This window comes from Mesorhizobium sp. M1A.F.Ca.IN.020.03.2.1 (assembly GCF_004023205.1).
GTDB lineage: Bacteria > Pseudomonadota > Alphaproteobacteria > Rhizobiales > Rhizobiaceae > Mesorhizobium.
Genome location: NZ_RZSV01000147.1, coordinates 1 through 14,593 on the forward strand (window position 1 = coordinate 1; position 14,593 = coordinate 14,593).

The following is a 14,593-nucleotide window of genomic DNA, read 5'->3' on the forward strand; positions in this document are numbered from 1 at the left end:
GATGGGGAAGCATCCGGAATACTGATCCCGCTGCATGAGGCGCGCAGCGCACGCCTCGACCAGCCGGTGCGCTTCGACCGGCGCGAGCTCGACCAGATCCTAAGGCTTTACGGACGCATGGTGGCGGCCAATGAATGGCGCGACTATGCGATCGACCATCTTTCCGATCGCGCTGTCTTTTCGGTCTTCCGCCGCGCCAGCGAAGTGCCGCTGTTCCAGATCGTCAAGGACCCGAAACTGGCGCGCCGACAGGGCGCCTTCGCCGTCATCGCCGCCGGCGGACGCATCCTCAAGCGCAGTCAGGAACTCGGCCGCGTGCTCGGCGTCTTCGATCCCAAGCTGAAGCTAGTCGAAGCTTAACTGTCCAATTTGCCGCGAAATCTCCGCTCCGGCAGTGACTCCGGATCCGGCGGCACTTCCGCGCCGCCGTTGAGCGGCAGCTGCATGAACACGGTGTCCAGCCAGCGCCCATGCTTGTAGCCCGAGCCTTCCAGGCGCCCGGAGTGACGAAAGCCGAGCTTCTCGTGCAGGCGCACCGAGGCGCTGTCGGCATGGCCGTCGCCGATCACCGCGACGATCTGGCGAAAGCCGGCCAGGCGCGCCGCCTCGATGAGCGCCAGCATCAGCAGGCGGCCGATGCCCTGGCCCTTGGCCTGGGGCGCCACATAGACCGAGTCCTCGACGGTGAAGCGATAGGCGGGCCGGGGCCGGAACGGTCCGGCATAGGCGTAGCCGAGCACGACGCCCTCCCTTTCAGCCACAAGATAGGGAAAGCCGCCTCGTGCCAAACTGTCGAATCGATCGCCCATTTCGGCGCGGCTGGGCGGCTCCAGTTCGTAGCTTGCGGTGCCGTGCGTGACCGCGTCCGCATAGATTTCGGTTATTCGGTCGAGGTCGGCCGCAGTAGCGGCTCTGATCGCCAGATTGCTCATAATTTGTGCAGTTCTTCCTGTTGCCTCAATATCAGCAGAGGAGCGCACAAAAGGAAAGGGCGGCCGTTGGGCCGCCCTTTCCGAAGTCTATGGTCCAGCCGGACGGCTACCGTTTAGCGGCGATCGCCCATGAACTGCAGCAGGAACATGAACAGGTTGATGAAGTCGAGATAGAGCTGCAGCGCGCCCATGATCGCCTTGCGGCCGGCGACATCCGCGACGTCACCCTCGAAATACATCTCCTTGATGCGCTGCGTGTCGTAGGCGGTCAGACCCGCGAACACCAGCACGCCGATCGCCGAAATGGCGAAGGCCAGCGCCGACGACGCCAGGAAGATGTTGATGACCATCGCGATCAGCAGGCCGATCACGCCCATGATCAGGAACGAGCCGAACGCGCTCAAATCGCGCCTGGTCGTGTAGCCGTAGAGCGACAGGCCGCCGAAGGCCGCGGCCGTGGCGAAGAAGGTCTGGGTGATGCTGGTGCCGGTGTAGACGAGGAAGATCGTCGACAGCGACAGGCCGACAAGGCCGGCATAAACCCAGAATGTGGTCTGCGCCGCAGCCACGCTCATCGATTGGATCCTGAAGGACAGGAACATCACGGCAGCGAGAGGCGCCAGAATAACGACCCAGCGGAACGCGCTAGCATAGATGAGCTGGCCGAAGGCGGTGAGCTGGCCGTCGCCGGTGACGGCCAGCTGGAATGCGCCCCAGGCGGCAATGCCTGTGATGAGCAGGCCAAGCCCCATCAGGTTATAGACTTTGATCATATAGGCCCGCAGGCCCTGATCGATATCGACGCGCGCGCCGGAGGCGGCGGACGTCTGGTAGTTGCGAATGGGATCAGCCATTGGAAATCCTCTATTGCTTCTGCCCCGTCCGGTGACAGGTCCTTGGAGCGACCTCCTTGGACCAGGCGCCGCTGGCGGGACTCCAGCATGCCTAGCGCGAAATATGAGCGTTCTCGACCTCAAGAACAAGACGGTAACGAGCGGTAACGCTTCGTGAGAAAGCAAAAGCCCGATTTTCAGCCTTTTCCCGCCGGCATTCTTACCAAGATTTAACGCAGACAGGCCACCGAAGGGCGCTGCCGGATCAAAGCTCGCGCAGCACCGGCGCCGCCTTGTGGCCAAGCACCCGCCAGGTGCCGGCAAGGCCGATGCCGACGGTGACGGCGAGCGAGACGAGGATCGTCGCCACCGCAACTTCCGGCATGAAGTGCGACGGCAGCGTCATGATGCGGGCCACCACGAACCACGCCGCGACGCCGCCCGCGGCAAGCGCGAACAGCGCGGTCGCAAGACCGATCAGCACATATTCCAGCGAGAAGGCCGCAATCAGCGTCCTCCTTGTCGCGCCGAGCGTCTTCAGCACCACCGCGTCGTGGATGCGCGCCCGGTTGCCGGCGGCCAAAGCCCCGGAGAGCACCAGCACGGAGGCGATCAGCGCCACGCCGGCTGCGGCGCGGATCGCCGTGCCCAGCTGCGCGACCAGCCGGTTGACGATGTCGAGCGCGTCCTTGACCCTCACCGTCGTCACTGCCGGAAAGGCGCGGGTGACAGCGTTGAGCAGCCGCGCGTCGTCGGCCGTGGTGGCCTTTCGGTCGGTCAGCGTCGCCAGCCAGCCATGCGGCGCGCCGGCGAACGTATTGGGCGAGAAGATCATGACGAAATTGATACCCATGGTTTCCCACTCGACCTGGCGGAAGCTGGCTATTCTTGCCGTCACGTTGCGGCCGAGCACGTTGACCGTGACCGTGTCGCCGAGCTTCAGCCCGATCGCTTTGCCTTCCTCGGCCGAGAACGACACCAGCGGCTCGCCGGAATAGTCCTGCGGCCACCATTTGCCTTCGGTCAGCGTAGCGTTTTCCGGCTGCTTTGCGTCATAGGTCAGCCCGCGGTCGCCGCGCAGCACCCAGGCGCCGTCGGCCGGGACCTTCACCTTGTCGACGGCGATGCCGTTGAGCGCCATGATGCGGCCGCGCAGCATCGGCACCTTGACCAGCATCCCTTGCGGCGCTTCCTTTTCGACCAGGCCGGCAAAGGCATCGACATCGCTGCTCTGGATGTCGACGAAGAAGAAGTTCGGCGCCCGCTCCGGCAGGCTGCCGGAGATCTGGCGTCTGAGATTCCCGTCGATCAGCGCCAGCGTCACCAGCAGCGTCAGGCCGAGCCCGAGCGACAGCACCACCGATGGCGTCAGCGCGCCGGGCCGATGGATATTGCCGAGCGCCAGCCTGAGAGAGACCGACCGCAGCCGCGGGCTTCGCCGGGCCAGCCATTGGACCAGCGCCGCCACCAGCCGCAGCACCAGGAAGGCAAAGACGGTGGCGCCGACGAAGATCGAGGCGATGCGCCGATCGTCGGCGGAAAGGATGGCGAGCGCCGCCAGCGCGAGCACGATCGTCAGCGCGGCGCCGACATAGGGCAGGCGCGGCAGGCCGCGGCTTTCGAACCCCATCTCGCGAAACAGCGCCGTTGCCGGCACGTCGCGGGCGCGGCCGAGCGGCAGCAGCGCGAAGGCCAGCGTCACCAAAAGGCCGAACAGTGCCGCCATCGCAAGCGCGCCGGGATAAAAGCCGCCTTGCGCCGGCACCGGAATGACCGACTGCAGGAGCGCGCTCGCCACGAACGGCATTGCCGCACCCAGGATCAGGCCGAGCACGATGCCGAGGCCGGCAATCAAAAGGATCTGCACGAGATAGATGGCGAAGACGAAGCCCCCGGAGGCGCCGAGGCTCTTGAAGGTGGCGATGACGCCGCGCTTGCCGTCGAGATAGGCGCGGACCGCATTCGCCACGCCGACGCCGCCGACCACAAGCGCCGTCAGCCCGACCAGCGTCAGGAACTGCGAGAAGCGCTGGATGTTGGCGGAAAGCGCCGGGGCTGCGTTGCTGCGCGTGCGGATCGACCAGCCGGCCTGCGGAAAGTCCTTCGCCGCTTCGGCTTGAATGCCTTTGATCCGCGCCTCGCTCGCGCCATCGGGCAGTCGGATCTTATAGGCGTTCTCGACCAGGCTGCCGGGCTGAACCAGCCCTGACGCGACCAGCCCGTCGTGCGAAATCATCAGCCGCGGCGCGAAGCCGAAACCGTCGGAAATCGCGTCGGGTTCGCTGACCAATCGGGCCCTCAGCTCGAACGTTGCGCCGCCAAGCTTCAAGCGGTCGCCGATATGCAGATTGAGGCGATCGAACAAGAGAGCGGGCGCGGCGGCGCCGAAGATGCCGGATCTTTCGCCGAACAATTCATTCCTGGGCAGCTGCGGATCGGTCTCCAGCGTGCCGTAAAGCGGATAGGCGTCGTCGACCGCCTTGGCTTCGACCAGCGCCTGGTCGGAGCCGTCCTCGAGCCGCGCCATCGAGCGCATGCCGGAATTCAGCGAGACCGTGCCGAGGCTCTTGATGAAGCCGAGCTCGGCGTCCGAAGCGCTGCGCTGGTTGATCTGGAAGCGCAGGTCGCCGCCGAGCAGCGTCTGGCCCTGGTTGGCGACGCCGGCGGTAATCGCCTGCGCCACCGAATTGACGCCGCCGATCGCCGCGACGCCAAGCGCGATGCAGGCGAGGAAGATCATGAAGCCGGACAGGCCGCCGCGCATCTCGCGCAGCGAGAAGCGGAGGGCCAGCCTCAAAGTCCGCATCAGGCCGGCACCCTAGCCTGTCTTGGCGCGTCCTCGATGCGTCCCGAGCGCATCGACACCTGACGCGAGCAGCGGCCCGCAAGCGCCGGATCATGCGTGACCAGCACCAGCGTCATGCCGCGCTCGGCCGCCTTGGCGAAGAGGAGGTCGGCGATCTGCTTTCCCGTCGCCTGGTCGAGGTTGCCGGTCGGCTCGTCGGCAATGAGGATGCGCGGCGAGGGCGCCAGCGCCCTGGCGATCGCCACGCGCTGCTGCTCGCCGCCCGAAAGCTCTCCCGGATAGTGCGTCACGCGGTCGCTCAAGCCGACCGCCGCGAGTTCCTGCGCGGCCACGCCGAACGGGTCGTTGTGCCCGGCGAGCTCCAGCGGCACCGCGACATTCTCGAGCGCCGTCATGTTGGGGATGAGGTGGAAGGACTGGAAGACAATGCCGATGTTTCGCCCTCGAAACGAAGCAATCTGGTCCTCGCTTTTGCCGTTGAGCAATTCGCCGGCGATCCGCACCGTGCCCGAATCGACCCTTTCCAGCCCGGCCAGAACCATCAGCAAGGTGGACTTGCCGGATCCCGACGGGCCGACGATGCCGGTGGCTTCGCCGGCGGCCACATCGAGGCTGACGCCCTTCAGCACATGGACGGAGGAGGCGCCCTCGCCCAGCGTCAGCGAGACATCCCTCAATGCGATGACGGCTTCTGTCACAATGAATGCGCCCTATATGGTGGAAGAAGGAGGCAAAAAATGTCTCCTTTGCATGAATCGTGTCGGTCATATGGGGCTCGCCGCATGGGTTTCAAACACTCAGCTGCCGCAGCCCTCACTCTTCTCCTGGCGGTTTGCGGCGCTATTTCGCCGGCGCGCGCCGATACGTTCAAGATCGTCGGCTTCGGCGACAGCCTGATGGCGGGGTTCAGCCTTGGTCCCGATGAGGGCTTCACCGATAAATTGCAGGCGGCCTTGAAGGCAAAAGGCCTCGACGTCGCCGTCGGCAATGCCGGCGTTTCCGGCGACACCACAAGCGGCGGCCTCGCGCGGCTCGACTGGTCGGTGCCCGACGGCACCGGGCTCGTCATCCTCGAGCTCGGCGCCAACGACATGCTGCGCGGCGTGTCGCCCGAGATCGCCGAGAAAAATCTCGACGCTATGTTGGCCAAGTTGAAGCAGCGGAACATTCCGGTGCTCCTGGCAGGCATGCTTGCAGCGCCCAATCTGGGCGCCGAGTACCAGAAGGCCTTCGACGCCATCTACCCGAAGCTTGCCGCGAAATACGCCGTTCCGCTCTATCCGTTTTTTCTTGACGGGGTCGCCGGCCACCCGGCCATGCAGCTGGAGGACGGTCTTCATCCCAACCCGAAGGGAATAGACGTCATGGTCAAAGGCATTCTACCGGTCGTGGAAAAAGCCATCGCCGCCAAGGGCGGCGCGTGATGGGACCAAAACGCCACGGTTTCCCCAGGGGAAAGCTTGTGGACAACAAACCGCTTGCCCCGCATGGCTATCGATGATTCGCTAGGGGCGAGAGTTTCGATTCGAGGACAGGAGGCTTCCCATGCCGCGTCTTTTCACCGCCCTCGAAATTCCGCGTGATGCCGCGCTTTCACTCTCGCTGCTCCGGGGCGGCCTGCCCGGAGCCCGCTGGATCGACGTCGAAAACTATCATCTGACGCTGCGCTTCATCGGCGATGTGGAGGGCCATATCGCCGACGACATCGCCAATGCGCTCGATCGCGTCAACCGTCCCTCCTTCCCCCTGGCGCTCTCCGGCGTGGGCGCTTTCGGCGGCAAGAAGCCGCACGCCGTATGGGCCGGCGTGTCCGCCTCGCCGGACCTGGTGGCGCTGCAGGGCGAGATCGACCGCATCTGCCAGCGGCTCGGCCTGCCGGCCGATCCGCGCAAATTCTCGCCGCATGTGACGCTCGCGCGCCTGCGCAATTCGAGCCCGGCGGACGTCGCGCAATATCTGTCGGCGCGCGGCAACTTTTCCACGCTGCCCTTCCGGGTCGGCCGCTTCGTCTTGATGTCGTCGCGCGATTCGGTCGGCGGCGGCCCCTACATCGTCGAGGAAGCCTGGCCGCTGGTTGGCGCCGATCCGCTCGCTTCCAGCCGCTTCGCCAGCGCCTCCGACGCCTCGCGGATCATGCGGTAGACCGAAACGAAGGCCTGCTGGTCTTCGTAGTAAGGGTCCGGCACATCGCGCGCATTTCCGCTGGCAAACTCCAGGAAGAGATGGATGCGGTCGCGCGTGGCCTGCGGCGCTAACGCCTTCAGATCGCGCACATTTGTCCGGTCCATGCCGAGAATCAGGTCGAAGCGCGAGAAATCGTCCAGCGCTATCCTGCGCGCCTTTTGCGCGGAAATGTCGATGCCGTGCCTTGTGGCAACCGCGATCGAACGCGGATCGGGCGCGGAGCCGACCTCCCAGCCGCTGGTCGCGGCCGAATCGAGCAGGATGTCCCGACCTTCCCCGCGCTCGGCCCACACGGCGCGGAAGACGCCTTCGGCCAAGGGCGAGCGGCAGATGTTGCCGAGGCAGACGAACAGAATGGATTTTATGGGCTTTGCGCTCATCGATCCGGCGCTATGGTTGGAATACCTCCGAATAGCACGGGAACCCGACATGACCAGGGAAAAACTCAACAAGGAAGCGATCACCGCAGCGCTGGCGGAACTCGAAGGCTGGTCGCTGGCGGCCGACGGCGCCTCCATCAAGCGCAGCTTCGGCTTCAAGAACTTCTCCGAGGCCTTCGCCTTCATGACCCGCGTGGCGCTGGCCGCCGAGAAAATGGACCACCACCCCGATTGGTCGAACGTCTACAAGACCGTCGACGTCACGCTGAACACGCATGACGCCGGCGGCGTCACGGCGCTCGACATCGAACTGGCGAAGCGGATGAACCGCTATTTCGGCTGACGACTGCCGATAAGTCCGATTCCGATTTGCCGGGCTGGCAACGGTGGAGACCTTGCAGGGGGGTGCCGCTTTCACCACATCTCCCGCGGTGGCCGCAACGCAAGCTGGCGCGTGGCCGAGGAGAGATTGATGGCGCAGGAATCCCGTTTCGATTTCTTTGGCTTCGGCGACAGGCTCGCCGGCGAAGGCGAGGTGCGCGAGAAGTTCTGGCGCACGGCCAAGAAGGCTGCCCGGCAGATCCCGTTCATGGAAGAGGTGGTCGCCGCCTACTATTGTGCCATGGACAAGGACACGCCGCTGCGCACCAAGGGTACCCTGCTTGCCGCGCTCGGCTATTTCGTGCTGCCGGTGGATTTCATCCCCGACTTCGTGCTCGGTCTCGGGTTCACCGATGACCTTGCCGTGCTCACCGCGGCAATCACCGCCGTCAGCGCCCATATCACCCCGGCGCACCGGCAGGCCGCCAGGGACGCCCTCGCCGACAAAGGTTGATCCTGGCTGACTTTTCGCCACAACGAAACCGCGAAACCGCCCGCGCGAAAAGACAAACTCTTGCCGCTTTCGTGCCCTCCAAGTTCGCGCCGGGACATCGCGACCGCCGCGTGGAAGCGGCGGCGCGAATGGCGGCGGTTTCCTGGGGTGAGTTCCTTTTGTTGGGAAAAATTCACCGTTTGGTAACCCTGATTAAATCAAAATGAAGCGACGGCAGGACGCCATGCGGCCCGCCTCCGCACCATTTCGGAATACGGGAAGAACGATGCGCGGATTGATTGCTACAGTTTCCAGCCTGGTCCTGGCGGCCGCCTTCGCGGCGCCGGCGCTGGCGCAGCAGGCGACCAAGATCGGCCAGCACAACGCCTGGGGCACGTACAGCTATCAGTCGGCAGGCGGCAAGGTCTGCTATGTGCTGACGGTGCCGACCGACAAGCAGCCGCCAAAGCTCGACCATGGCGACATGTTCTTCTTCGTCAGCCAACGGCCCGGGCAGCAGGTGTCCTATGAGCCGCAGTTCATCGCCGGCTACAACTTCCAGGAAGGCTCCAAGGCCACCGTCACCATCGACAAGAAGTCCTTCTCGATGTTCACCCGCGGCAAGTCGGCCTGGGTCGAGAACGCCGCTGAAGAGCCGGTGCTGATCGCCGCCATGAAGACGGGTACCGACATGAAGGTGCAGGCGAAGTCCGGTCGCGGCAACCCGACTTCCTACGTCTTTTCTCTGAAGGGCATCTCGGCCGCGCTGGCCTCGATCGCCAAGTGCAAATAGGCTGAGGCTCCCTTGGTGGAGGATGGCAATATGGAAGTCCGCCTCCCGCAAGTGCTGCCAGGGACAAGCGAATAAGGCGACAGCGCCAAGCTCGCCATTCAGCCTTGCTGCTCGACGGCCCTGCGCCGCCTGATCGCCTCGGCGATGAACACGCGTGACAGCGCGTGATAGAGCGGCTCGTTGGAGATCAGCCGCGCCGTGCCGTAGCCCAGCATCGCCGCGCACATCAGCGCGATGACGTTGTCGTGGTTGCCGGTCATTTCGAGGATGATGACGAAGGCCGTCATCGGCGCCTGCACGACGCCGGCGAAATAACCGGCCATGCCGAGCAGCGCGGCGAGGCCTGTTCCGGCGCCGAACGCCAGGCCAAGCGTGCTGCCGAGACCGGCGCCCACCGCCAACGACGGCGCGAAGATGCCGCCCGGAATGCCCGACACCATCGACAGCACGCCGGCCGCGAATTTTTCCAGGAAGAAGAACGCGGGTAGCGGCGCGCCTTCGACGGCGCCGCGGGCCTGAGCGTAGCCGGTTCCGAAGGTAAGGCCGCCCGAGACGAGACCGATCGCGGCAACCGCCAAGCCGCAGATGCCTGCCACGAGCAGCGCGCGCCACAATGGCTGCAGGCCATTCCAGCGTCGGACGCGCCGCGTGATCCTCAGCGCCAACAGCGAAAACAGCGCGCCGAAGCCGCCGCCGATGACGCCGCAGGCAATCACCAGCGGCCAGTCGGTGGCGAAGGCCACCGTGTCCCTGGCGACGCCGAAATAGGTGTAGTTGCCGAGCAGGCCGAGCGAGGCGAGGCCGGCGAGGATCACCGCCGTCAGCACCAGCCCGTTGGTCCGTGACTCATAGGCGCGACCCATCTCCTCGATGGCGAAGACGATGCCGGCGAGCGGCGTGTTGAAGGCGGCGGCGACGCCGGCAGCCGAGCCGGCCAGGATCAGGCCGCGCGCCTGCGCCACGCCGCCCCAGCGCGCCGCCTGAAGCATGAGTGAGGCGCCGACCTGCACCGTCGGGCCCTCGCGGCCGATCGATCCGCCGCAGGCGAGACCGATGACGGTAAGCGCAACCTTGCCCGCTGCCAGGCGCAGCGAAAGAAGGTGGCCGCGATCCTCGTCATCGCGCAGGTGACGGGCGGCGATCGCCTGCGGAATGCCGCTGCCTTGCGATCCCGGAAAGAAGGAATGGGCAAGCCAGGCGCAAATCACGAAGCCCGCGGGCGTCATGACCAGCGGCAGATAAAAGCGCCAGCTGCCGCTATCGCCGCCGGTGACGACGTGGAACAGCGCCTGCGCCCGGTCGGCCAGCAGGGCGAACAGCACGCTGATCAAGCCGATCGAGATGGCGCCGGCCCAGAACACAAGGCGCGGCTGCCAGACGCGGCGCGACGCCCACATAGCCTGCGAGCGCCGCAGCATCGGGTATCTACGCGATATGCCGGCCATGCCTGTCCTCTGGGTGATGACCCGCCCCTAGCACACTGAGAGGGAGGATCAAGCCTGCGAGGTCAGGTCAGGTCGAGGCGAGCGACGAAAATCGGAGATCGGGGAGCCAGGGCAGGACCGCGGTTGGATATCCCGCCGGCCTGCGCCGGCGGGCAGCAGGGTTGGCGAGTCCCACCATTCTCACATCGCCATCTTTTCACATTCGGCCTGGGCCTTCTTGGTCGACGTATCGATCATGTAGGCTTTGCCTTTGGCGTCGGTGATTATCATCATGCAATGCTTGATCGGCTTCGCCATCTTCATCATTTCGGCGCTCATCTTGGCGTCAGGCATCATGGTGCCCATATGGCCGTCGGGCATGATCGCCGTCATTTGCCCACCCTTCATCATGGTCATCGTGCCCATCGTATCCTCGGCAAACGCCTGCGAGGCAAAAAGGCTTGCGAGACCGGCGATGGCAACAAGCTTGATCGAATGCATTCCGCGTACTCCCATTTCTGCAAGGGCATGGTCGCCCCTTTCAGGTTCGCGGGTGCGCTTCGAGCTGTTACGTCAACACGAATATGTGATCTCAGCCGGGGCGGGAATAGCGACACCGGCCGCCTGTGCCGCCGACATGACTCCGGTCGCAAGCTGTGCTATGCGCGCGTTTCATTTCAGGCACGATGCTGAAATCGGCCGCAAACCGCTTATATTGGCGCAACCATGACCCTTTCATTCGATCTGACCGCCGAAGGCGCCCGCGACGCCTTGCGCGCCCGCGCCACGCCGGCCGAAAAGCCGTCGCTGATCGGCCTGACGCGTGCCGAGCTTGGCGCCGCTCTGGTTGAGGCCGGCATCGTGCCGGAGCGCCAGGCGAAGATGCGCGCCCAGCAGCTCTGGCACTGGATGTATGTGCGCGGGGTCTCCGACTTCGCCCATATGTTCAACATCTCCAAGGATCTGCGCGCCGAGCTCGACAAGCATTTCACCGTCGCGCGGCCCGAGATCGTCGAGGAGCAGATCTCTTCCGACGGCACGCGCAAATGGCTGTTTCGCTTTCCGCCGCGCGGCGCCGGCCGTCCGGTCGAGATCGAGACCGTTTATATTCCGGAGGAAGGCCGCGGCACGCTCTGCATCTCCTCGCAGGTCGGCTGCACGCTGACCTGCTCCTTCTGCCACACCGGCACGCAGAAGCTGGTGCGCAACCTGACGACGGAAGAGATCCTGGCGCAGCTGCTTACCGCGCGCGACCGGCTCGGGGACTTCCCCGACCGCGGCACGCCGGACGGCGCCATCGTGCCGGCCGAGGGCCGCAAGGTGTCCAACATCGTCATGATGGGCATGGGCGAGCCGCTCTACAATTTCGAGGCGGTGAAGAAGGCGCTGCTGATCGCTTCCGACGGCGACGGACTTTCCCTATCGAAAAGACGCATCACGCTGTCGACCTCGGGGGTCGTGCCGGAGATTGCCCGCACCGGCGAGGAGATCGGCGTTATGCTGGCGATCTCGCTGCATGCCACCAATGACGACCTGCGCGACCTGCTGGTGCCGATCAACAAGAAGTATCCGCTGAAGGAACTGATCGCTGCCTGCCGCGCCTATCCGGGTCTCTCCAACGCCCGCCGCATCACCTTCGAATATGTGATGCTGAAGGACGTCAATGATTCCCTCGAGGACGCCAAGGCGCTGGTCAAGCTGCTCAGGGGCATTCCGGCCAAGATCAACCTGATCCCGTTCAACCCGTGGCCCGGCACCAACTATCAGTGCTCGGACTGGGAGACGATCGAGAAGTTCGCCGACTACATCAACAATGCCGGCTACGCCTCGCCGATCCGCACGCCGCGCGGCCGCGACATCCTCGCCGCCTGCGGCCAGCTCAAGTCGGAATCGGAACGCATGCGCAAGGTCGACCGGCTGGCGCTTGAAGCGATGATGATCGCGGGGCACGGCGAGGCGTGAGGCGTATCATCGCCTATCTCGTCCGCTTCGCCGCCATCCTGATCGGCTATGTGATCGCCTCGCTGGCGGCGAGCGCCTTTCTCAACGTGCTGTTCCTCGGCTATTTCGGCTATGCGCCGGAGCCCGGACATCAGACGATCGCGCCCGCGCTCTATTTTTCGGTGCCTTTCCTGGCATTGTTCGTCGCCTATTTCGGCTTCATGCCGGCAGCGATCGTCATCCTGATCGCGGAAGTGCTCGGCCGCCGCGACTGGCTGTTCTATGCGCTGGGCGGCGCCGTCATCGCCGTCGTCTTCCTCGGCTTCGCGCATAACATCGGCGACGGCGATTTCGATGTCGCCGACAACAATGTCAGGCTCGCGCTGATCGGCAGCGGCATGGTCGGCGGCATCTTCTATTGGCTCTCTGCCGGCCGCTGGGCCGGAAGCTGGCGCCGCGAGGCGCTGCCCGATCTGGAGCCCTGAGCTCGGCGCGGGCTTTACTTCGCCTGTGCCGTCAGGATCTTGAGCGCGAAGGCCGAGAACACGCCGCCGAACAGATAATCGACCACGCGCGTGACGCGCGGGCTCGCCTTCATCGCCGCCGCGAATTTCTCCGCCGCGAGCACCATCGGCGCCGTCACCGGGATCGACAGCACGATGAATGTGATGCCGAGGAAGAACAGCTTGCCGGGTGCGTTCGGGTCATGCGCGGAGACGAATTGCGGCAGGAACGTCATGAAGAACAGGATGATCTTCGGGTTGAGGAGATTGACCCCGAGCCCGGCCGCCCAGCTGCGGAACAGCGAGATTTGCGGTCCCGTCTTCTTCTCCGGCGAAAAGGCCGAGCCTTTGGCCACCGCCTGCCAGGCTAAAAACACCAGATAGCCGGCGCCGAAAATCTTCAGCGCAAAGAAAGCCATGGGAGAGGCCACGATCAGCGCCGAGACGCCGACCACCACCAGCGTGGTGTGGACCAACGTGCCGCATAGCGCGCCTGCCATCGAGGCGAAGCCGGTGGCGCGGCCCTGGCTCAGCGTGCGCGACACGAACAGCGTCATGTCGGGTCCCGGCGTGATCGCCAGGATGACCGTGGCGATGGCGAACTGGATGAGCGTCGAAGTGTCGGGAATGAAGGACATGGGTCGCCTCGGAGTGGATCGCGCAGCTCTATAACGCGGCGATTTTTGCGTCGCCAGCGTCTGCCCAGGCAAACATCTGGCCCAGCCTGTATCATCGGCGGGCATCTGTTCGTCTCTTGCGCCGCCCGGAACGGCCGTGATACCTCGCCCGCGAAGCCATCTTCCCGCGGAACCGCCAAAATGTCCAAGACCAAAGACGTCAAGAAAGTCGTGCTCGCCTATTCCGGCGGCCTCGACACCTCCATCATCTTGAAATGGCTGCAGACCGAGCTCGGCGCCGAAGTCGTCCCCTTCACCGCCGATCTCGGCCAGGGCGGCGAGCTGGAGCCGGCGCGCCGCAAGGCCGAGATGATGGGCATCAAGGACATCCGCATCGTCGACGTGCGCGAGGAATTCGTTTCGGACTTCGTCTTCCCGATGTTCCGCGCCAACGCCGTCTATGAGGGTACATATCTGCTCGGCACTTCGATCGCCCGGCCGCTGATCTCCAAGCACCTGGTCGAGATCGCCAAAGAAACAGGTGCCGACGCCATCGCCCATGGCGCCACCGGCAAGGGCAACGACCAGGTCCGCTTCGAATTGTCGGCTTACGCGCTGAACCCCGACATCAAGGTCATCGCGCCGTGGCGCGACTGGTCGTTCAAGTCGCGCACCGATCTCATCAACTTCGCCGAGCAGCATCAGATCCCGGTGCCGAAGGACAAGCGCGGCGATGCGCCGTTCTCGGTCGACGCCAACCTTTTGCATTCCTCCTCGGAAGGCAAGGTGCTCGAGGATCCGTGGAGCGAGCCGCCGGAATTCGTCCACCAGCGCACCGTCTCGCCGATGGACGCGCCGGACGTCGTCACCGAGATCGAGATCGAGTTCCTGAAGGGCGATCCGGTCGCGCTCAATGGCAAGAAGCTGTCGCCGGCTGCCATGCTGGCGGCGCTCAACGACCTCGGCCGCGACAACGGCATCGGTCGCCTAGACCTTGTCGAAAACCGTTTCGTCGGCATGAAGTCGCGCGGCGTCTACGAAACCCCCGGCGGCACCATCCTGATCGCCGCCCACCGGGCGATCGAATCGATCACGCTCGACCGCGGTGCCGGGCACCTCAAGGACGAGTTCATGCCGCGCTATGCCGAGCTGATCTACAACGGCTTCTGGTTCTCGCCCGAGCGCGTGATGCTGCAGGCAATGATCGACAAGAGCCAGGAAGACGTCGAAGGCGCGGTGCGGCTGAAGCTCTACAAGGGCAATGTCATCGTCACCGGCCGCAAGTCGAAGAAGACGCTCTATTCCGATGCGCTGGTCACCTTCGAGGATGATCGCGGCGCCTACGACCAGAAGGACGCCGCCGGCT

At 64.8% G+C, this 14,593-nt stretch carries 18 protein-coding genes; 10 read left to right on the forward strand and 8 right to left on the reverse strand.

Annotated features, from left to right (window positions below; translation table 11 throughout):
- A partial coding sequence (locus tag EOA79_RS21265) for a DUF2794 domain-containing protein (protein ID WP_245489906.1) occupies window positions 1–360 on the forward strand: 360 nt, incomplete at its 5' end.
- Here EOA79_RS21265 and EOA79_RS21270 read toward each other — a convergent pair.
- The 4 genes from EOA79_RS21270 to EOA79_RS21285 form a co-directional block, all read right to left on the reverse strand.
- A complete protein-coding gene (locus EOA79_RS21270) occupies window positions 357–932 on the reverse strand; it encodes a GNAT family N-acetyltransferase (RefSeq protein ID WP_095825172.1) in 576 nt (191 codons plus the stop codon). The genes EOA79_RS21265 and EOA79_RS21270 overlap by 4 nt on opposite strands.
- 113 nt (window positions 933–1,045) lie before the next feature.
- A complete protein-coding gene (locus EOA79_RS21275; RefSeq protein ID WP_067323688.1) occupies window positions 1,046–1,786 on the reverse strand; it encodes a Bax inhibitor-1/YccA family protein in 741 nt (246 codons plus the stop codon).
- Window positions 1,787–2,030: 244 nt separating this feature from the next.
- Window positions 2,031–4,571 (reverse strand): ABC transporter permease, encoded by a 2,541-nt coding sequence (locus EOA79_RS21280; RefSeq protein WP_095825173.1) that lies wholly within the window; start codon window positions 4,569–4,571, stop codon window positions 2,031–2,033.
- Window positions 4,571–5,269, reverse strand: a complete 699-nt coding sequence (locus EOA79_RS21285; protein WP_067323692.1) for an ABC transporter ATP-binding protein — start codon at window positions 5,267–5,269, stop codon at window positions 4,571–4,573. Before EOA79_RS21285 ends, EOA79_RS21280 begins: the two co-directional genes overlap by 1 nt.
- An 84-nt stretch (window positions 5,270–5,353) precedes the next feature.
- Here EOA79_RS21285 and EOA79_RS21290 point away from each other — a divergent pair, with 84 nt between their 5' ends.
- The gene (locus EOA79_RS21290; protein ID WP_128293249.1) at window positions 5,354–5,995 is read left to right on the forward strand and encodes an arylesterase; all 642 of its coding nucleotides are present in this window, start codon (window positions 5,354–5,356) and stop codon (window positions 5,993–5,995) included.
- A 121-nt stretch (window positions 5,996–6,116) separates the two neighbouring features.
- On the forward strand, window positions 6,117–6,713 hold the full coding sequence (thpR, locus tag EOA79_RS21295) for an RNA 2',3'-cyclic phosphodiesterase (protein WP_066991784.1): 597 nt from the start codon (window positions 6,117–6,119) through the stop codon (window positions 6,711–6,713).
- On the opposite strand, the gene EOA79_RS21300 is transcribed toward thpR, so the two are convergent.
- Window positions 6,617–7,135, reverse strand: a complete 519-nt coding sequence (locus EOA79_RS21300; RefSeq protein ID WP_095825175.1) for a low molecular weight protein-tyrosine-phosphatase — start codon at window positions 7,133–7,135, stop codon at window positions 6,617–6,619. The genes thpR and EOA79_RS21300 overlap by 97 nt on opposite strands.
- 49 nt (window positions 7,136–7,184) lie before the next feature.
- Here EOA79_RS21300 and EOA79_RS21305 point away from each other — a divergent pair, with 49 nt between their 5' ends.
- The 4 genes from EOA79_RS21305 to EOA79_RS21320 all read left to right on the forward strand — a co-directional run bounded on the left by EOA79_RS21305 (window position 7,185) and on the right by EOA79_RS21320 (window position 8,742).
- On the forward strand, window positions 7,185–7,478 hold the full coding sequence (locus EOA79_RS21305) for a 4a-hydroxytetrahydrobiopterin dehydratase (protein ID WP_066991930.1): 294 nt from the start codon (window positions 7,185–7,187) through the stop codon (window positions 7,476–7,478).
- A gap of 129 nt (window positions 7,479–7,607) precedes the next feature.
- Window positions 7,608–7,970, forward strand: coding sequence for a YkvA family protein (locus EOA79_RS21310; protein WP_066991933.1), 363 nt, complete (start codon window positions 7,608–7,610; stop codon window positions 7,968–7,970).
- Window positions 7,967–8,176, forward strand: coding sequence for a hypothetical protein (locus EOA79_RS21315; RefSeq protein WP_127214559.1), 210 nt, complete (start codon window positions 7,967–7,969; stop codon window positions 8,174–8,176). Before EOA79_RS21310 ends, EOA79_RS21315 begins: the two co-directional genes overlap by 4 nt.
- A 59-nt stretch (window positions 8,177–8,235) precedes the next feature.
- Entirely contained in the window at window positions 8,236–8,742 is a 507-nt protein-coding gene (locus EOA79_RS21320) for an invasion associated locus B family protein (RefSeq protein ID WP_066991787.1), read from the forward strand.
- Window positions 8,743–8,840: 98 nt separating this feature from the next.
- Here EOA79_RS21320 and EOA79_RS21325 read toward each other — a convergent pair whose 3' ends face one another.
- Window positions 8,841–10,187, reverse strand: a complete 1,347-nt coding sequence (locus tag EOA79_RS21325; protein WP_095825176.1) for a chloride channel protein — start codon at window positions 10,185–10,187, stop codon at window positions 8,841–8,843.
- Window positions 10,188–10,367: 180 nt separating this feature from the next.
- Window positions 10,368–10,667, reverse strand: coding sequence for a hypothetical protein (locus EOA79_RS21330; RefSeq protein WP_067323700.1), 300 nt, complete (start codon window positions 10,665–10,667; stop codon window positions 10,368–10,370).
- 225 nt (window positions 10,668–10,892) lie between these two features.
- Here EOA79_RS21330 and rlmN point away from each other — a divergent pair, with 225 nt between their 5' ends.
- Window positions 10,893–12,128, forward strand: a complete 1,236-nt coding sequence (gene rlmN / locus EOA79_RS21335) for a 23S rRNA (adenine(2503)-C(2))-methyltransferase RlmN (protein ID WP_095825177.1) — start codon at window positions 10,893–10,895, stop codon at window positions 12,126–12,128.
- Complete coding sequence (locus EOA79_RS21340) at window positions 12,125–12,592, forward strand: hypothetical protein (RefSeq protein WP_066991800.1); 468 nt, start codon at window positions 12,125–12,127, stop codon at window positions 12,590–12,592. The genes rlmN and EOA79_RS21340 overlap by 4 nt, the downstream gene beginning before the upstream one ends.
- Window positions 12,593–12,606: 14 nt before the next feature.
- Here EOA79_RS21340 and EOA79_RS21345 read toward each other — a convergent pair whose 3' ends face one another.
- Window positions 12,607–13,248: a LysE family translocator gene (locus EOA79_RS21345; RefSeq protein ID WP_095799628.1), complete on the reverse strand. Its 642-nt coding sequence runs from the start codon at window positions 13,246–13,248 to the stop codon at window positions 12,607–12,609.
- Between the two features lie 180 nt (window positions 13,249–13,428).
- Here EOA79_RS21345 and EOA79_RS21350 point away from each other — a divergent pair.
- Window positions 13,429–14,593 (forward strand): argininosuccinate synthase (locus tag EOA79_RS21350; RefSeq protein WP_128293251.1); only part of this gene is annotated, 1,165 nt, incomplete at its 3' end.